Here is an 18,775-nt window from a genome sequence, read left to right on the forward strand (position 1 = left end):
TGTCCCCCGCCCAGCACATAAGGCACGCCAAACCGGCGCGCCTTATGTGCACTGCGGCAACAATCCGGCAACGTATGGCCGCCGCGCGCAGCAACTGCTCCGGCCTGAACGGCCCTACTGACCATGCGCACTCCAACTTCCCGACGCCGCCGTCCGCACATCGCAGGCGGCCGTCCGGTCTGGCTGTTCGATCTCGACAACACGCTGCACCACGCGTCGCACGCCATCTTCCCTGCAATCAATCAGGCGATGACGCAGTACATCATCGACGCGCTCCAGGTCGAGCTCGACGAAGCCAACCGTCTGCGCACCGGCTACACCGAGCGCTACGGCGCTGCGCTGCTGGGTCTGACGCGCCATCATCCACTCGACGCAAGCGACTTCCTGAAGGTCGTGCACACGTTCCCCGATCTCGGCTCTATGGTCCGCCACGAGCGCGGCGTGGCGCGTCTCGTTGCGGCGCTGCCGGGGCGCAAGATCGTGCTGACCAATGCGCCCGAAGCGTACGCGCGCGCAGTCCTGGCGCAACTTCGTATCGAGCGTCTGTTCGAGCAGGTAATCGCCATCGAGCACATGCGCGACCGGCGCCGCTGGCGCGCAAAACCCGACCACGCGATGTTGCGCAAGGCCATGGGCGACGCTCATGTGTCGCTGAAAGACGTGATCCTCGTCGAAGACACGCGTTCGCACCTGAAGAACTACCGGCGCCTCGGCATCCGCACCGTATGGATCACCGGCCATCTGCCGCGTAAGCCTCATGCGGACGGCGTGCCCACCCGGCTGCCGGGTACAGGCCGGCCGCACTATGTCGATCGCAGCATTCGTTCGTTAAAATCGCTACGACTGAGCACCCGCTCGGTTCGAGTGAAGCGCCAGCAGACGGGACGACAGCCATGCAGCCGATCGACAAGCCTGACGAAGCCCTAGCCGAACACGAACCCGCCGCGCCTACTGCACCGCGCGGGCAGCGCCTGAAACCGGGCGAGCGCCGCGTGCATATTCTCCAGACGCTCGCCTCCATGCTTGAAGCGCCGAAGAGCGAAAAAATCACCACGGCTGCGCTTGCGGCACGGCTCGGCGTGTCCGAAGCCGCGCTTTATCGGCACTTTGCCAGCAAGGCGCAAATGTTCGAAGGGCTAATCGAGTTCATCGAGCAGACCATCTTCGGATTGATCAATCAGATTGTCGACAGGGAAGAGAGCGGTGTGCTGCAGGCGCGCGCAATCGCATTGATGCTGCTGAATTTCTCCGCGAAAAATCCTGGCATGACCCGGGTACTCACATGCGAGGCGCTGGTCGGCGAACATGAGCGGCTGACCGTGCGCGTCAATCAGATGCTCGAGCGCGTGGAAGCTTCGTTGAAGCAATGTCTGCGCTTAGCCGCAACGAACGCCGATGCATCCGCTCAAGACGCGCCGTCGCCGGTGCCCGTCCCGGCCGACTACGACCCGGCCGTGAGGGCAAGCTTGCTGCTCAGCTATATCATCGGCCGCTGGCATCGGTTCGTTCGCAGCGGGTTCATGCGTATGCCGGCCGCCGACGCGGATTCCCAATTGCGAGTGATCCTTCAGTAGTCCGCTGAAGAAGGCGCGCCACGGGGTGTCAGACGCTGCCGCGCGAGTTTTTCCGCTATACTTTGCGCCTGATCGCGGCCCTGATTGTCTCCGGAAATCGCTCCCCAGCTTCTAATGCCGCGCTTCAGAACACGTCTGAATACGTGTGTGAATTCCTGTTGTGAAAACCTAGTACGCGCCGATTTGCTGACTCGATTGCGGGCGCGCGAACCAGTGGAAGATTTCCGCGGTTCACTATAAATGCGGCTAAAGAGGTCGTCAGCCGCGCACAAGTCTTTCTCCTCCGTGCTTGCCGACGCCGTCTAGCCGCCCTGTCTTTGTCAAATGGCGGAATGAATGGAATCGATCGGTATCGTCGCTCCACAAAAAATGCATTTCACCGAGCCGTTGCGTCTGCAAAACGGCAGCTCGCTCGCCAGCTACGACCTGATGGTCGAGACCTATGGCACGCTCAACGCTGCGCGCAGCAATGCGGTACTCGTGTGTCACGCGCTGAACGCGTCGCATCATGTCGCGGGCGTCTATGCGGACAATCTGAAGGACATCGGCTGGTGGGACAACATGGTCGGCCCCGGCAAGCCGCTCGACACCAATAAGTTCTTCGTGATCGGCGTGAACAACCTCGGCTCGTGCTTCGGCTCGACGGGTCCCATGAGCATCGATCCTGCAACCGGCAATCCGTACGGCGCGACGTTCCCCGTGGTCACGGTGGAAGACTGGGTCAACGCCCAGGCGCGCGTCGCGGATCAGTTCGGCATTACACGCTTTGCCGCTGTGATGGGCGGCAGCTTGGGCGGCATGCAGGCGCTCGCGTGGAGCATGATGTATCCGGAGCGGGTCGGGCATTGCATCGTGGTGGCGTCGACGCCCAAGTTGTCGGCGCAAAACATCGCGTTCAACGAGGTGGCGCGCTCGGCGATCCTGTCGGATCCCGACTTCCACGGCGGCAACTACTACGCGCATAACGTGAAGCCGAAACGCGGCCTGCGGGTTGCACGAATGATCGGCCACATCACGTATCTGTCGGACGACGACATGGCCGAAAAATTCGGCCGGTCGCTGCGCCGCGCCGAGGGCGCGCTCGACGCATACAACTTCAATTTCGACGTTGAGTTCGAGGTGGAGTCGTATCTGCGCTATCAGGGCGACAAGTTCGCCGACTACTTCGACGCCAACACCTATCTACTGATCACACGCGCGCTCGATTACTTCGATCCGGCCAAAGCCTTCGAAGGAGATCTGACAGCGGCCGTTGCCCATACAACGGCGAAGTATCTGATCGCGAGCTTCACAACCGACTGGCGTTTCGCGCCGGCCCGTTCGCGCGAACTCGTGAAGGCGCTGCTCGATCACAAGCGCACCGTCACCTACGCGGAAATCGACGCGCCGCACGGTCACGACGCCTTCCTGCTCGACGACGCGCGCTATCACAACCTGATGCGCGCCTACTACGAACGCATTGCGAACGAGGTGAACGCATGAACCAGCGAGCCCTGGACTATCTGGCGCTGCGCCCGGACTTTCGCGCGATCGCCCGCTGGGTCGAACCGCGCGCCACGGTGCTGGATCTCGGCTGCGGCGACGGCTCGCTGTTGTCGCTGCTCACCGAGGAACTGGACGTGCAAGGCTACGGCATCGAGATCAACGACGCTGGCGTGCTGGCCGCGACGCAAAACGGCGTCAACGTGATCCAGCAGAATCTGGAAGACGGCCTGCGCCTCTTCGAAGACGGCAGCTTCGACTTCGCGGTTCTGTCGCAGACACTGCAAACCATTCATCAGACCGCCGCGATTTTGCGCGAGACCGTGCGGGTCGGCCGGGAATGTATCGTGTCGTTCCCGAACTTCGGCTACTGGGCGCACCGTCTTTCCGTGCTGCAGGGACGCATGCCGGTGTCGAAGTCACTGCCTTATCAATGGCACAACACGCCGAACGTGCGGGTGCTGACCATCAAGGACTTCGAGGCGCTCGCGCCCGAAGTCGGCATCGAAATTCTGGACCGTGTGGTGCTGCACGACGGTCAGACGGTGCGATGGGGGGTGAACTGGCGTGGTAGTCTTGCGGTCTATCGCGTCAAGAAAAGCTAACGCAAGTTATCCACATGTCGAACCCGCCGCACGAGGCGCCTGCACTTACCGCTCACGAAGAACATCCCGGCTGGCGCGCGTTTTTTAATACGCGCATGCTGATCTGCGTCTTTCTCGGCTTTACGTCGGGATTGCCGCTGTTCACGCTCGTCTACCTGGTGCAAGCGTGGTTACGCTCCGAAGGCGTCAATCTGAAGGAAATCGGCCTCTTTGCGCTGATCCAGTTCCCGTACACCTGGAAATTCATCTGGGCCCCGCTGATGGACCGCTACGTCCCGCGCTTTCCGGGCTGGCGCCCGGGCAGACGGCGCGGCTGGATGCTCGTCACGCAGATTCTGGTCGCGGGGGCCATCGCAACGTTGGGCTTCGTGTCGCCGCGCGACTCGATCTGGACCGTCGCGGCATTGACGGCGCTCGTCGCATTCTTCGGCGCAAGCCAGGACATTTCGATCGACGCATACCGGCGTGAATTGCTAAGCGACACGCAGCAAGGCCTCGGCAACGCGGTGCACGTGAACGCCTACAAGATTGCAGCGCTAGTACCCGGGTCGCTCGCGCTCATTCTGTCGGATCATTTGCCGTGGACTACCGTTTTCATGGTCACCGCAGCGTTCATGGTGCCCGGTATGGTGATGACGCTCGTTGTGCGCGAACCCGAGGTGCACGGCACGCCGCCCAAGAATCTGCGCGAAGCGATCGTGCAGCCGTTCCGCGAATTCCTCGAACGTGACGGCTGGCGCGGCGCGCTGTTCGTGCTTGGCTTCATCTTTCTGTACAAGCTCGGCGACACGATGGCAACGACGTTGTCCACGTCGTTCTTCCTCGATATCGGCTTCTCGCGCACGCAGATCGGCGTGATCGCGAAAACCACGGCGTTCGGCGCGAGTCTCGCGGGCGGAATCGTCGGCGGTATCTGGCTGATGAAAATCGGCATCGGGCGAGGTTTGTGGATCTTCGGCATCCTGCAGATGGTGTCGACGCTCGGCTTCGCGTGGCTCGCCCATCTCGGACCCGCCTCGCCCGGTTTGACGGCGGTCTATGACATCGCCGTGTGGATAAGCGAAGGTACGACGAGACTGCTCGCCTTCGTCGGCGTCGACTGGTCAGTGCAACTCGAACCGCGCTCGGTCGCGCTCGCGCTGGTCTACGGTTTCGAGACCTTCTCTACTGGTCTGACGATGGCGGCTTTCACCGCGTACATCGCCAGCACTACGGACCCGCGCTACACGGCTACCCAGTTCGCGCTCTTCACGAGTCTCGCTTCGGTGCCGCGCACGCTGGCTTCGGCGGCGAGCGGCTACGTGGTGGCCAAGATCGGTTGGTTCGACTACTTCATTGTCTGCACGGCGCTGGCTGTGCCGGGCATGCTGCTTCTGTTGCGCATTGCGCCGTGGAGAGACAGGTCGTGAAGGTGCGTCTCCCGAAGCGGTTGTTGTCGCCGGTCCCGCGCGATGCGTGGTACAAGGCCCGCCGCGGCGCGTTGCATGCAGCGTTTAGCCTTGTCTGTCTGAGCCTGTTGAGTGCCGCCGCACCGTCCAGCGCCTACGCTGCCGCGGCAGCGCTCCCCGCAGCTGCGGCCCCGGCTACCGGTAACAGTGCCGCCGCCGGCACGTCCGCTAATGCAACAACGGCGGCACCGCCGGCGCCGGTCACGAAATCCGCAGCGCCATCCGCCGGGGCGGACAGCGCCACTTCCGCAACACCGGCCGCGAGCAGTGCGGCCAACGCGACACCCTCCGGGAGCGGGCAGGCCGCAGGCACGTCGCCCGGGGCATCGGCGCAACCACCCGCTATCGCGCGAACCCCGACGGCAACGTCTTCGCCCACTGGCGTGACAAAGCCTGCAGCGGGCGCGGGCGCGTCGGCGCCATACAGCCCGAACAACCAGTTGCGCTTCGGCGGCTATCTCGTGTTCCGTAATTTGGTGCCGTCGCCGGTGCTCGAGGCGCAAGCCGCAGACGAGTTCAGCCAGATCGCGTACGGTGCGGAGCATGCAAACCGCCTCTACGGCGACACTGACGCGCACGTGACACGTGTGCGCTCGATCGTCGACAAGATGGTGCCGTACTCGCTCAAATGGAACGAGCGGGCGAAGGGCTGGAAGTGGGATGTCGCCGTGGTGCGCTCGACCGACGTTCGTATGTACTGTCTGCCGGGAGGCAAGATTGTCGTGTATGGTGGGCTGCTCGACCGCGCGCATCTGAACGACAACGAACTCGGCATGCTGATTGGCCACGAGATCGCGCACGCACTGCGTGAACATGCGCGGGAGCGGCTCGGTCAATTGCAGGCGAGCCAGCTCAATTCGTCGGGCACGATTCCGCAGCTATTCGGACTTGCGGATCTCGGCATGGCGCCGCTCGGCATCGGCTCGCGCCTGCTCGAAATGAAGTACGAGAACACTGACGAGACCGAAGCCGACGTGATCGGCAGCGACATCGCCTCTCGCGCGGGCTTCGATCCGCGCGCGGCAGTCACGCTTTGGGACAAACTCGCTCAGGCCACGCGCAGCAATCGCGAGCAGGGCTTCATCTACGTGCACCCGTACACGCCGGCGCGCCGCGAGGACATCATCAAGCGCTTGCCCGATATGCTGCCGCTGTATGCGAAAGCCATTGGCAAGACCGTGGATGCGCTCCCGGACTACGCCGGCATGGGGCGCCCGCGCCGCAAGCTTGCACGCGATTAAGACGGCTCGATCAATTCCGCACGCGTCGCGTCAGACGTTGCTCGCGATCGAGCTACGCATGTTCCAGCCGCCTGACGACGAACGCGAATTTCACTTCTTGACGTCGTGGTCGTAGTCGACCGTCAGCGGCGCGTGGTCGCTGAACTTGATATCGCGAAACACGTCCGTGCGTTTCGCCTTGCTCGCGATGCCCGGCGTCGCGATCTGGTAGTCGATCCGCCACCCCACGTTCTTCGCATACGCCTGGCCGCGATTGCTCCACCACGTGTATTGCTCCGGACGCTGATCGAGCGTGCGGAATACGTCCACGTAACCGACTTCGTCGAAAAGCTTGGTGAGCCACGCGCGCTCTTCGGGCAGGCAACCTGAATTCTTCTGGTTGCTCTTCCAGTTCTTGATGTCGATTTCCTTGTGGACGATGTTCACGTCGCCGCACACGATCACTTCGCGCTCGCGGGCAAGTTCCGCGAGATGCGGCATGAACTCGTCCATGAAACGGTATTTGGCCTGCTGGCGCTCGTCACCGCTCGACCCTGACGGCACATACACCGACACGATCGACAGCTTGCCGAAACGCAGTTCGACGTAGCGCCCTTCCGGATCGAACTCCTCGCTGCCAAAGCCAATCACGACTTCGTCCGGCTCATGACGCGTATAGACACCCGCGCCGCTATAGCCCTTCTTCACGGCGTGCTGGAAATAGCCGGTGAAATCGTGCGGCGCGAGGAATTCCGGCGTCATGTCGTCTTGCGAACATTTGATTTCCTGCACGCAGAGCACGTCGGCATTCTGCTCGCCAAACCAGTCGAAAAAACCCTTCTTCGCCGCTGAGCGGATGCCGTTCAGGTTGGCGGTAATCACACGCAACATGTCGTTCCTTTTATCTTCAATTCGTTTGTGAGATTTGGTCGAGCCGAACGGCGAAAGTCACTCGACCTTGACGCCCTTCAGCGATTCTTTCGCGGGCGGATATTCGAGCTTCAGCGCCTCAAACGTACGCAACAGCAGTTCGGCGACCATCAGATTGCGATGCGTTTTCGAGTCGGCGGGAATCACGTACCACGGCGCGTATTCGGTGGAAGTCGCGGCGAGGGCGTCGCGATACGCGGCCTGATACTTATCCCACTGTTTGCGCGCGTCGAGATCGGAAACGTCGAATTTCCAGTGCTTGGTCGGGTCGTCGATCCGCGCTTGCAGGCGCGCGCGCTGCTCGTCTGTCGAAATATGCAGCATGCACTTGACGATTGTCGTGCAAGTGTCGGCGAGCAACTCCTCGAACTGGCGAATGTGTCGGCTGCGCACCTGGAACGCGTCCTTGTCGAGTTCGCCGAGGACGGTCGGGACCAACAGGTCTTCGTAGTGGCTGCGATTGAAGATAGTTAGCTCGCCGGCAGCAGGCGCCTGCCAATGGACGCGCCAAAGGAAATCATGCGCGAATTCCACGGGCGTCGGCGCCTTGAACGGCACAATCCGCAAACCGAGCGGATCGACTTCGTGAAACACCGCGCGAATCGTACCGTCCTTGCCGCTCGTGTCCATGCCTTGAAGGACCAGCAACACGCGTCGCTTCTGCTGCGCGTGCAAGCATTCCTGCAAGCTGTCGAGCTTCGCGCCAATTTCTGACAGACGCGCGCGGTCGGTGTCTTTCGATCCCGTCGAAAATGGCTTTGCAGCGGGATCGAAATCGTCGAGCGAAAACTTGTCGTTCTTCTTGGTCTCGAAATAAGGCACGCGGAAATCGTCGAGTTCGGGTTGCTTGGCCATCAACACACTCCGTGATCTGCGTTCAGCGGCTCGCAAAAGCGCGGCCGCGAAATGAAACGGGCCGTTGCCTCCAACTTTCGTTTCCGGCAACAGCCCGCTGTCGCCAAAGCGCGAGCGCTTCAGCCGTATTTTTTCTTCAACTGCACTTCACTTCAGCTTCAGCCACGCTCCGGCTCACGACAGCTTTTTCTTCAGCAGTTCGTTGACCTGCGCCGGATTGGCCTTGCCCTTCGTCGCTTTCATTGCCTGGCCGATCAGCGCGTTGAATGCCTTCTCCTTGCCCGCGCGGAACTCTTCAACCGACTTCTGGTTAGCAGCGAGCACTTCGTCGATGATCGCCTCAAGCGCGCCCGTGTCGGAGATCTGCTTCAAACCCTTCGCTTCGATGATGCGGTCGGCGGCGGCTTCGTCTGTGGCCTTCTCTTCCCAGATCGCGAGGAAGATTTCCTTTGCGATCTTGTTGGAGATCGTGCCGTCTGCAATGCGCTGCAGCAGCAATGCCAGTTGCGCGGACGACACAGGGCAGTCCGCCATATCGAGGCCTTCGCGATTCAGTTGCGACGACACCTCGCCCATCAGCCAGTTCGCCGCGACCTTGGCGTTGCCTGCGCCGAGCTTGACGACTACCGCTTCGTAATACGCGGCCATTGCCTTGCTCGACGTGAGCACGTTCGCGTCGTACGGCGTCAGACCGTATTGCGACACGAAGCGCTGCTGGATCGCTTCGGGCAACTCCGGCATTTCGCTCTTGACGCGCGCGACCCACGCCGGGTCGACCACGAGCGGCATGAGATCGGGATCGGGGAAATAGCGGTAATCGTGCGCGTCTTCCTTGCTGCGCATGGAACGCGTTTCACGCTTATCCGGATCGTATAGACGCGTTTCCTGCACCACCGTCCCGCCGTCTTCGATCAGTTCGATCTGACGGCGCACTTCGTACTGGATCGCTTCTTCCAGAAAGCGGAACGAGTTGAGGTTCTTGATCTCGGCGCGTGTGCCGAACTCCGCCTGACCGACCGGACGCACCGACACGTTCGCGTCGCAACGGAACGATCCTTCCTGCATGTTCCCGTCGCAAATGCCGAGCCAGGTCACGAGCGTATGCAGCGTTTTTGCGTATGCGACGGCTTCTGCCGCGCTGCGCATTTCAGGCTCGGTGACGATTTCGAGCAGCGGCGTGCCCGCACGATTCAGGTCGATGCCCGTCATGCCCGCGAAGTCTTCGTGCAGCGACTTGCCTGCGTCTTCTTCCAGATGCGCACGGGTGAGATTGACGACCTTTGAATACGCTTCCTTACCCGCTTTCTCGTTGGCCGGCACCTGAATCGTCACCTGGCCGCCCTGCACGACGGGAATTTCGTACTGGCTGATCTGATAGCCCTTCGGCAGATCGGGATAAAAATAATTCTTGCGCGCGAAGATGCTGCGCGGCGCGACCGTTGCACCGATTGCGAGGCCGAACTGGATTGCGCGTTCCACAGCGCCGCGGTTCATCACCGGCAACGTGCCCGGCAACGCGAGATCGACCGGGCTCGCCTGCGTGTTGGGCGCGGCGCCGAATTGCGTCGGGGAGCCCGAGAAAATCTTCGATTGCGTGGACAGCTGCGCGTGGGTCTCCAGACCGATCACGACTTCCCATTGCTTGGTCATGGTGCTCACACTCCTGCCGGTGCTTTACGGTGCCAGTCGGTCGCGCGCTGGAACGCGTCGGCCACCTGCAGCATCCGGGCTTCATTGAAATAGTTGCCGATGATCTGCAATCCCACGGGGCGCTGCGCGTTCGCGCCCGCGCCGAAGCCGCACGGCACGCTCATGCCGGGCAAACCGGCGAGGCTCACCGACAACGTGTAGACGTCGGCGAGATACATCTGCACCGGGTCGTCGCCCTTCGCGCCCAGATCCCACGCCACCGACGGCGCGACCGGTCCCATGATCACGTCGCACTGCTTGAACGCTTCCTGGAAGTCCTGCGCGATGATGCGGCGGATTTTCTGCGCCTGCAGGTAGTACGCGTCGTAATACCCGTGCGACAACACGTAAGCGCCGACCATGATGCGACGTTTAACTTCCGGACCGAAACCTTCGGCCCGCGACTTCTTGTACATGTCGAGCAGATCGCGGTATTCCGCGGCGCGATGGCCAAAGCGCACGCCGTCGAAACGCGACAGGTTCGACGACGCCTCCGCCGGCGCGATCACGTAGTAGACCGGGATCGACAGCTCGGTTTTCGGCAACGACACTTCGACGAGCGTTGCGCCGAGTGCTTCGTATTCCTTCAACGCCGCGTCGATAGAAGCACGCACGTCGTCGGCGAGACCCGCGCCGAAATACTCTTTCGGCAGGCCGATGCGCAGACCGGCGAGCGGCTTGCCGGCGCCGTCCTGTTTCCAGGGCTGGCCGAGATAGCGCGTGTAGTCTTCGTCGTCGCGCACGAGGCTCGTCGAATCGCGCTCGTCGAAGCCGGCCATGGCATTGAGCAGCGTGGCGCAATCGGCGGCGCTTTGCGCCATCGGGCCGCCCTGATCCAACGACGACGCAAACGCGATCATGCCGTAGCGCGACACGCGGCCGTACGTAGGCTTGATGCCGGTGATGCCCGAGAACGACGCCGGCTGACGGATCGAGCCGCCGGTGTCGGTGCCAGTCGCGGCGGGCGCAAGGCGCGCGGCGACCGCCGCCGCAGAACCGCCCGACGAGCCGCCCGGCACGGCCTGACGATCCCACGGGTTTTGCACGGGACCAAAGTACGAATTTTCGTTGGACGAGCCCATCGCGAATTCGTCCATGTTGGTCTTGCCTACGCAAACCATGCCCGCCTTCTGCAGACGCTCGACCACCGTTGCGTCGAACGGGCTTTCGTAGTTCGACAACATCTTCGAGCCGGCAGTGGAGCGCCAGCCCTTGGTGACGAACACGTCTTTGTGCGCGATGGGCAGGCCGGTCAGCGGACCGCCGTGGCCCGCGTGGAGCAGCGCGTCCGCGGCCTTCGCCTGCGCGAGCGTCAGGTCCGCGTCGACCTGAATGAAAGCGTTCAGGCTATTGGCCGCGTCGATGCGCTTGAGATAAAGCTGCGCCAGTTCGACGGCGGAGCATTCCTTGGCCGCCAGTGCGGCGCGCAGTTCGGTCAGACTTTTTTCATGCATTGCGTTTTGTCCTGGAAAGCGCGGCAGCGCGGATCACGCTGCCGTGTAGGCGTTCGATTGCGCGCCGGCGAGCCCGGCCGGGTGTGGGCTCCCAGCAGCACCCGCGAGGGCCGCCCGGAAAACGGCATGCTGTTTTCCGGCGCGCTGCCCGCGGGCCGCGGCGCTCGCCATGCGGGTCTTACTCGATCACCTTCGGCACGAGATACAGACCGTCCTGCACGGCCGGCGCGGGACGCTGAAAAGCTTCGCGTTCGATCGTTTCGGTCACCACGTCGTCGCGCAGGCGCAGCGCGACGTCTTCGATCTGTTCGATCGGATGGGCAAGCGGCGCGATGCCTGTGGTATCGACCGCCTGCATCTGCTCGACGAGGCCAAAAAAGTCGTTGAGCTGGGCAAGCGTGTGTTCGGCGTCGGCGTCGGCCAGTTCGAGCCGCGCAAGATGCGCGATGCGCTTAACATCGGTCAGGGTCAAAGCCATGCAGTCACCGGAAAAAGTGGCAGACCGCCGCAGCGCGAAAAGAGCGCTGCGACAGTGGGTTACGACGCGGGAGGATGACCTCGAAAAAGGGGCCAGCGGCGGCAAAAAGTGCCGTCCGTTTCCTTCAAAACATCCAAAATTATAAGGTATCATTACGCGTTCGACCCAAACCCGGACCGACTGACCAAGGCCTTTCTGGACAATTCGTAAAGATAGTTCAGATATTTCTGACTCGGCCTTGCTTCGGCCTCCGGTAGACTCCCTCGCAGCTTCAAGTTCCGGTGGCGCCGCTTCGCCCGGTTGAAGCTGTTATTTTTTCCGCTGCCGCCCTGCGCATCGTTGCGAGGGCCGGCCCCAAGCGAGACAGGATTTTGAATGTTCGGTTTTTTGCGCAGCTACTTCTCCAACGATCTGGCGATTGATCTAGGCACCGCCAACACGCTCATCTACATGCGTGGCAAAGGCATCGTTCTCGATGAACCGTCGGTGGTTTCGATCCGCCAGGAAGGCGGTCCCAACGGCAAGAAAACCATTCAGGCAGTCGGCAAGGAAGCCAAGCAGATGCTTGGCAAGGTGCCGGGCAATATCGAGGCGATCCGCCCCATGAAAGACGGCGTGATTGCCGACTTCACGGTGACCGAGCAGATGATCAAGCAGTTCATCAAAACTGCTCACGAGTCGCGCATGTTCTCGCCGTCGCCGCGCATCATCATTTGCGTGCCGTGCGGTTCGACCCAGGTCGAGCGCCGCGCCATCAAGGAAGCGGCTCACGGCGCAGGCGCTTCGCAGGTGTATCTCATTGAAGAACCCATGGCCGCCGCAATCGGCGCCGGCCTGCCGGTGTCGGAAGCGACCGGCTCCATGGTCGTCGACATCGGCGGCGGCACGACCGAAGTCGGCGTGATCTCGCTCGGCGGCATCGTGTACAAGGGCTCCGTGCGCGTGGGTGGCGACAAGTTCGACGAAGCAATCGTCAACTACATCCGCCGCAACTACGGCATGCTGATCGGCGAGCAAACCGCCGAAGCCATCAAGAAGGAAATCGGTTCGGCCTTCCCGGGTTCCGAAGTCAAGGAAATGGAAGTGAAGGGCCGCAATCTGTCGGAAGGCATTCCGCGCAGCTTCACCATCTCCAGCAACGAAATTCTCGAAGCACTGACCGATCCGCTCAACCAGATCGTCTCATCGGTCAAGATTGCGCTCGAACAAACGCCTCCGGAACTGGGCGCGGACATCGCCGAGCGCGGCATGATGCTGACGGGCGGTGGCGCGCTGCTGCGCGATCTGGACCGCCTGCTCGCCGAAGAAACCGGTCTGCCGGTGCTCGTCGCTGAAGACCCGCTGACGTGCGTCGTGCGCGGCTCGGGCATGGCGCTCGAGCGCATGGACAAGCTCGGCAGCATCTTCTCGTACGAGTAAGCGAGCGAGATCGATGTCAGTAGCGCGGATCTGGCAAACGGCCCCTTGCGGGCCGGTTTGCCGTTGGCTGGGCCAACCAGCCTCCGTGCGCTGAACCCGCGTTTCCAGCGCGCCGCCGCCTCACCCAACCGCTTACGCCCCCGGCGCCGACCATGGAATACAGTCCGCCGCCCCTGTTCAAGCAAGGCCCATCCGCTCTCGCCCGACTGCTGTTTTTCGTCGTGCTCGCGCTGGCTTTGCTGATCTCCGACGCACGCTTCAAAACGCTCGAAATCGTTCGGGGTGTGCTCGGCGCGGGTCTTTATCCGTTGCAACGCGCGGCGCTTGTGCCGCGCGACGTCTTCATGGGCGCCGCCGATCTGGCCGTGACCAGCGCCACGCTGCGTAGCGACAACGAAAAGTTGCATACCAGGAACCTCCAGCTCGCACAGCAGGCGAACACGGCGGCTGAGCTATCCGCTGAAAACGCCCATTTGCGCGCGTTGCTGCAACTTTCGCAACGTGCGACCACACAATCGCTGCCTGCGGAAATCCAGTACGACACACGCGATCCGTTCACGCAGAAGGTCGTAATCAACCGCGGCGCGCAGCAAGGCATCCAGAACGGATCGCCGGTCGTCAACGAAGACGGCGTGATCGGCCAGGTTACGCGCGTGTTCCCGCTACAGGCCGAAGTAACGCTGCTCACCGACAAAGACCAGGCTGTGCCAGTGCAGATCGTTCGCACCGGCCTGCGCAGCGTGATCTACGGCACGCCGAAGGGCGACACGCTCGATCTGCGCTTCGTGCCAATCAGCGCCGACGTCCAGACGGGCGACGAACTCGTCACGAGCGGGCTCGACGGCGTGTATCCGCCGGGGCTGCCGGTTGCCAAGGTGGTCCGCGTCGATAAGCAGGCGGACACCGCATTTGCGCGCGTCATCTGCCTGCCTATCGCGCCGGTACGCGGCGCGCGTCAGTTGCTGGTGCTGCATTACGTGGCCGACGTGCCGCCGCGTCCAGCCGAAGAGCCGGAGCTGTCCGCTAAAGACGCGAAGGCAAAGAAGAGCGCGAAAGCGGCAGACAGCAAGGCCGCCGCCGATAAATCCGCCAAGCCGGCGGAAAAACCGGCCGCTGACAAGAACGCCCCCAAGCCCGCGGCAAGCGCGCCTGGCCAGGCAGGTAAAGCGGCGCCGGTCGACCAGAAACCCGCTGCGTCAAAGAAACCCGCCGCCGTCGAAAAAGCGAGGCCACAAGCCGCGCCGGGGGTGAAGCCATGAACCGTCCGCAATACATTCTGCAGCCGGTCAATCCGTACTTCATCGCGTTCAGCCTCGCTGCGGCCTTTCTGCTGAACCTGATGCCGTGGGGGCGCCTGATCGGCGTGCCGGACTTCGTCGCGCTCGTGCTGCTGTTCTGGAATGTGCATCAGCCGCGCAAGGTCGGCATGGGGATCGCGTTTTTCCTGGGTCTGCTAATGGACGTGCACAACGCCAGCCTGCTGGGCGAGCACGCGCTCGCGTACACGCTGCTGTCGTATGGCGCGATCACGATCCATCGCCGCGTCCTGTGGATGTCGCTCGGCGTGCAGACTTTCGCCGTCATGCCGCTGCTGGTGATCGCTCAACTGGTGCCGTTCGTCATCCGCCTGCTGACGGGCGCGGCCTTTCCAGGCTGGGGTTATCTGATCGACGGGTTTGTCGAAGCCGCGCTGTGGCCCGTCGCGAGCCTGCTGCTGCTGATGCCGCAACGCCGGCCAGCCGACCCCGACGACACGCGGCCAATTTAACAAGGCGTCGAGCGCGCAAGCAGTCCTCATGGAACTCAACTTTTCTGCCCGTTCGACGCCCATCGCTGTTCATGCCTTCCGGTTCAGGCCGGATCAGGCGCACACTCATGATGGCCGTCGCCCGGCCTTTTGCAGAATCGCATGACCGAATTCAAGGACACTCAGCAACAGCTCTCGAAGTTCCGCCTGCGGGTCGCGGCGGCGGGCCTGTTCGTGTTCGTCTGCTTTGGGCTGATCGGCTTTCGCTTTCTGTTCCTGCAGGTGTGGCACTACAGCAAATACTCGCTGCAAGCCGACGAAAACCGCATTTCCGTCGCGCCGATCGTGCCGAACCGCGGCATCATCACTGACCGTAACGGCGTGGTGCTGGCCAAGAACTATTCCGCTTACACGCTCGAAATCACGCCGTCCAAGCTAGGCGCGCCGCTCGAAACAGTGATCGACGATCTGGCCTCGGTCGTGTCGATCGACGCACGTGACCGGCGCCGCTTCAAGAAGCTGCAGGAAGACTCGAAAAACTTCGAAAGCCTGCCCATCCGCACCCGTCTGACTGACGACGAAGTCGCGCGCTTTACCGCGCAGCGCTTCCGTTTTCCGGGCGTGGAGGTGCGCGCCCGCCTGTTCCGCCAATATCCGCTCGGGCCGACGGCGGCGCACGTGATCGGCTACATTGGCCGCATCTCGCAGCGCGACCAGGATCGTATCGACGACGCCAGCGATCAGAACGACAGCGATCCGGAACACTACGATCCGCGTCTGGACGCAAACAACTACAAGGGCACCGACTACATCGGCAAGATCGGTGTCGAGCAAAGTTACGAGACCGAGTTGCACGGCCAGACGGGTTTCGAGGAAGTCGAAGTCACCGCCGGCGGCCGGCCCGTGCGGACAATGTCGCGCACGCAGGCAACGCCGGGCAACAACCTCGTGCTGTCGCTCGACATCGGTTTGCAGCAGGTTGCCGAGCAGGCCTTCGCGGGCCGCCGCGGCGCGCTCGTCGCTATCGAGCCGGCCACCGGCGACGTGCTCGCGTTCGTCTCCGCGCCGAGCTTCGACCCGAATTCGTTCGTCGACGGCATCGATCAGCAGACCTGGGACGAACTCAACAACTCGCCTGACCATCCGCTGCTGAACCGGCCGCTGCACGGCACTTATCCGCCAGGCTCGACGTATAAGCCGTTCATGGCGCTCGCCGCGCTGTCGCTGCACAAGCGCACGCCGGGTTGGGGTTTCCAGGACCCCGGCTCCTACACTTTCGGCGGTCACACGTTCCGCAACGACGTGCGCTCGGGTCAGGGTTGGGTCGACATGAACCGCGCGATCGTCGTGTCGAACGACACTTACTTCTACATGCTGGCTCACGACCTGGGCGTGAACGCCATTGCCGGTTTCATGAAACCGTGGGGTTTTGGCCAGATCACGGGTATCGACATTTCGGGCGAGGCGCGCGGCATCCTGCCTTCGACGGAATGGAAGCGCAAGGCCTACCGCAAGCCCGAACAGCAACGCTGGTACGAAGGCGAAACGATCAGCCTCGGCATCGGCCAGGGCTACAACTCGTTCACGATCCTGCAACTCGCGCACGCCACGGCCACGCTCGCCAACAACGGCGTCGTGATGAAGCCGCACCTCGTGCGCGACATCGAAAATCCGATCACCAAAGGCACGCGCCCCGTCGTGCGCGATCCGAGCGACAAAATCGCGGTGAAGCAGTCCGACATCGACATCATCAAGCGCGCGATGGAAGGCGTCATAACGAACGGCACGGCGTCCAAGCTGTTCATTGGCGCGCCGTATGTCGCCGCGGGCAAGACCGGCACGGCGCAGGTGTATTCGCTGCAAGGCGCGAACTACAAGGGCCATGCGATTGCGGAGCACTTGCGCGATCACGCGCTTTTCATCGCTTTCGCACCGGCGGAGCAACCGAAAATCGCGCTCGCCCTGATCGTGGAGAACGGCGGCTGGGGCGCGGAGGCGGCCGGCCCGATCGCGCGCAAGGTGCTGGACTACTACCTCGTCGGCAAGAATAAGCCGGGCGCGGAGGCAGCGGCAGTTGCAGCGGCAGCGTCCGCGACCGAGGACGCGTCTGCGCCGGAAGTCGGCGGTGCGCCGGCGCCGCAGGAAGCCGGGCAGCCGGTCAGGATCGCCGCGGGCTTCGCCGCGCTACCGATGCCCGGAGCGGCGTCAGCCGCGGCGGCTGCGTCGGCTGCGGCCGCGGCCGCAGCGGCGAACGGGGCATCGGGCGCAGGTGCGGCGTCGGGAGCGGCTGCAGCGTCTGCCGTCACGCCCACATCGAAGTTGTCCGCATCGACGGCGACGCCCGCGACCACGCCAAAGCTACCGGCCTCGGCCACTGCGGCCACTGCGGGCACACCCGCGTCGGCGGCAAAGGGTTCCGTGCCCCGCAAAACTGGCGCCCCGCGTCAACCGCGACCGGCGAGCGAGCCGGCACCGGTCGCCGCACGCTCGGGAACCAGCATGCTACGCGATCCATCGCGCGATAACGGCACTCAAGCCACCTCGCCACGCCAGCCGGTTACCGGCGGCATCGACGAGTAAGGAGAAAGGCATGCAATTCGACAAGCGCGCCTGGATCGACCGCATCAAGCGGATGTTCGCAGGCTTCGACCGCCCGCTCGCACTGGTAGTGTTTCTGCTGCTGTGCGTGGGCATCGTCACTTTGTACAGCGCGAGTCTCGATGTACCGGGCCGCGTTGAAGACCAGTTGCGCAACATCATGCTGACGTTCGTGCTGATGTGGGCGCTCGCCAACGTTCCGCCCACCACGCTGATGCGCTTCGCGGTCCCGCTTTATACCTTCGGGATCGCGCTACTGGTTGCGGTGGCGCTCTTCGGCCTCACGCGCAAAGGCGCGAAGCGCTGGATCAATGTCGGCGTGGTGATTCAGCCGTCGGAGATCATGAAGATCGCGACTCCGCTGATGCTCGCCTGGTACTATCAGCGGCGCGAAGGCGTGATGCGCTGGTACGACTTTCTGGTCGGACTGGTGATTCTTGCCGTGCCCGTGGGGTTGATCGCTAAACAGCCCGACCTGGGCACCGCCGTGCTCGTTTTCGCAGCCGGCTTCTTCGTCATTTACTTTGCGGGTTTGAGCTTCAAACTGATCGTTCCGGTGCTGATTGCCGGCGTGATCGCGGTCGGCTCGATTGCAGCGTTTCAGGACAAGATCTGCCAGCCGGAAGTGCAGTGGCCGCTCATGCACGACTATCAGAAGCACCGCATCTGTACGTTGCTCGACCCGACTTCCGATCCGCTCGGCAAGGGCTTCCACACCATTCAGGCGGTGATCGCGATCGGCTCCGGCGGCCCGCTCGGCAAGGGCTGGCTGAAGGGCACACAGGCGCATCTGGAGTTCATCCCCGAGAAACACACCGACTTTATCTTCGCTGTGTTCTCCGAGGAATTTGGGCTCGCGGGCGGCGTCGTGCTGCTCACGCTGTACATGTTGTTGATCGCGCGCGGGTTGTATATCGCCGCCAACGGCGCGACGCTATTCGGACGCCTGCTTGCAGGGTCTCTGACAATGGCGTTCTTCACGTACGCGTTCGTCAATATCGGTATGGTGAGCGGCATCTTGCCGGTGGTCGGCGTGCCGCTGCCATTCATGAGTTATGGCGGCACCGCGCTGACGACGCTTGGCGTCGCCATCGGCCTGATCATGAGCGTCGCGCGACAGAAACGGTTGATGCAAAGCTAGCCGGTCGGCTGAGCTGATAGAGAGAAGCGGCTTCGTCTAGCTGCGAGACAAACTGCAAGACCGACTGCAACGCGGACTGCCAGCACGCCGCATCGCAAGTTGCAAAACAGAAAGGGCGCATCGCCAGATGCGCCC

The 18,775-nt window shown here is 62.7% G+C and carries 16 protein-coding genes; 11 read left to right on the forward strand and 5 right to left on the reverse strand.

Annotated elements, in window-relative coordinates; all coding sequences use genetic code 11:
- The first annotated feature begins 123 nt into the window (after positions 1–123).
- From H281_RS0111450 to H281_RS35945, 6 genes are all read left to right on the forward strand, one after another.
- Positions 124–927 carry a pyrimidine 5'-nucleotidase gene (locus tag H281_RS0111450; RefSeq protein ID WP_020067248.1) on the forward strand — a complete coding sequence of 268 codons (804 nt, stop codon included), beginning with the start codon at positions 124–126 and terminating at the stop codon, positions 925–927.
- On the forward strand, positions 894–1,574 hold the full coding sequence (gene slmA / locus H281_RS0111455) for a nucleoid occlusion factor SlmA (protein ID WP_020067249.1): 681 nt from the start codon (positions 894–896) through the stop codon (positions 1,572–1,574). Before H281_RS0111450 ends, slmA begins: the two co-directional genes overlap by 34 nt.
- Positions 1,575–1,910: 336 nt before the next feature.
- Positions 1,911–3,056 (forward strand): homoserine O-succinyltransferase MetX, encoded by a 1,146-nt coding sequence (gene metX, locus H281_RS0111460; protein WP_020067250.1) that lies wholly within the window; start codon positions 1,911–1,913, stop codon positions 3,054–3,056.
- The gene (gene metW, locus H281_RS0111465) at positions 3,053–3,661 is read left to right on the forward strand and encodes a methionine biosynthesis protein MetW (protein WP_020067251.1); all 609 of its coding nucleotides are present in this window, start codon (positions 3,053–3,055) and stop codon (positions 3,659–3,661) included. The genes metX and metW overlap by 4 nt, the downstream gene beginning before the upstream one ends.
- 14 nt (positions 3,662–3,675) lie before the next feature.
- The gene (locus tag H281_RS0111470; protein ID WP_020067252.1) at positions 3,676–5,070 is read left to right on the forward strand and encodes an AmpG family muropeptide MFS transporter; all 1,395 of its coding nucleotides are present in this window, start codon (positions 3,676–3,678) and stop codon (positions 5,068–5,070) included.
- Positions 5,067–6,350: a M48 family metallopeptidase gene (locus H281_RS35945; RefSeq protein ID WP_084690082.1), complete on the forward strand. Its 1,284-nt coding sequence runs from the start codon at positions 5,067–5,069 to the stop codon at positions 6,348–6,350. Before H281_RS0111470 ends, H281_RS35945 begins: the two co-directional genes overlap by 4 nt.
- 90 nt (positions 6,351–6,440) lie before the next feature.
- Here the strand turns inward: H281_RS35945 and H281_RS0111485 are convergent, their stop codons facing one another.
- The 5 genes from H281_RS0111485 to gatC form a co-directional block, all read right to left on the reverse strand.
- A complete protein-coding gene (locus tag H281_RS0111485; protein WP_020067255.1) occupies positions 6,441–7,220 on the reverse strand; it encodes an exodeoxyribonuclease III in 780 nt (259 codons plus the stop codon).
- A 57-nt stretch (positions 7,221–7,277) separates the two neighbouring features.
- On the reverse strand, positions 7,278–8,114 hold the full coding sequence (locus H281_RS0111490; RefSeq protein ID WP_020067256.1) for a PPK2 family polyphosphate kinase: 837 nt from the start codon (positions 8,112–8,114) through the stop codon (positions 7,278–7,280).
- 174 nt (positions 8,115–8,288) lie between these two features.
- Positions 8,289–9,764: an Asp-tRNA(Asn)/Glu-tRNA(Gln) amidotransferase subunit GatB gene (gatB, locus tag H281_RS0111495; RefSeq protein ID WP_020067257.1), complete on the reverse strand. Its 1,476-nt coding sequence runs from the start codon at positions 9,762–9,764 to the stop codon at positions 8,289–8,291.
- A 5-nt stretch (positions 9,765–9,769) separates the two neighbouring features.
- Positions 9,770–11,257, reverse strand: coding sequence for an Asp-tRNA(Asn)/Glu-tRNA(Gln) amidotransferase subunit GatA (gene gatA, locus H281_RS0111500; RefSeq protein WP_020067258.1), 1,488 nt, complete (start codon positions 11,255–11,257; stop codon positions 9,770–9,772).
- A gap of 178 nt (positions 11,258–11,435) precedes the next feature.
- Entirely contained in the window at positions 11,436–11,735 is a 300-nt protein-coding gene (gene gatC / locus H281_RS0111505) for an Asp-tRNA(Asn)/Glu-tRNA(Gln) amidotransferase subunit GatC (RefSeq protein ID WP_020067259.1), read from the reverse strand.
- Positions 11,736–12,110: 375 nt separating this feature from the next.
- Between gatC and H281_RS0111510 the strand changes: the two genes are divergently transcribed.
- The 5 genes from H281_RS0111510 (at position 12,111) to rodA (ending at position 18,640) form a co-directional block, all read left to right on the forward strand.
- On the forward strand, positions 12,111–13,154 hold the full coding sequence (locus H281_RS0111510; RefSeq protein ID WP_004189550.1) for a rod shape-determining protein: 1,044 nt from the start codon (positions 12,111–12,113) through the stop codon (positions 13,152–13,154).
- 152 nt (positions 13,155–13,306) lie between these two features.
- Complete coding sequence (mreC, locus tag H281_RS0111515; RefSeq protein ID WP_020067260.1) at positions 13,307–14,413, forward strand: rod shape-determining protein MreC; 1,107 nt, start codon at positions 13,307–13,309, stop codon at positions 14,411–14,413.
- Positions 14,410–14,922, forward strand: coding sequence for a rod shape-determining protein MreD (gene mreD / locus H281_RS0111520; RefSeq protein WP_020067261.1), 513 nt, complete (start codon positions 14,410–14,412; stop codon positions 14,920–14,922). The genes mreC and mreD overlap by 4 nt, the downstream gene beginning before the upstream one ends.
- Before the next feature lie 141 nt (positions 14,923–15,063).
- Complete coding sequence (gene mrdA / locus H281_RS0111525; RefSeq protein WP_020067262.1) at positions 15,064–17,481, forward strand: penicillin-binding protein 2; 2,418 nt, start codon at positions 15,064–15,066, stop codon at positions 17,479–17,481.
- Positions 17,482–17,491: 10 nt separating this feature from the next.
- Positions 17,492–18,640: a rod shape-determining protein RodA gene (gene rodA / locus H281_RS0111530; RefSeq protein WP_020067263.1), complete on the forward strand. Its 1,149-nt coding sequence runs from the start codon at positions 17,492–17,494 to the stop codon at positions 18,638–18,640.
- The last annotated feature ends 135 nt before the right edge of the window (positions 18,641–18,775 follow it).

Origin of the sequence: Paraburkholderia caledonica, from assembly GCF_000383275.1 — a bacterium.
Lineage (GTDB): Bacteria > Pseudomonadota > Gammaproteobacteria > Burkholderiales > Burkholderiaceae > Paraburkholderia > Paraburkholderia caledonica.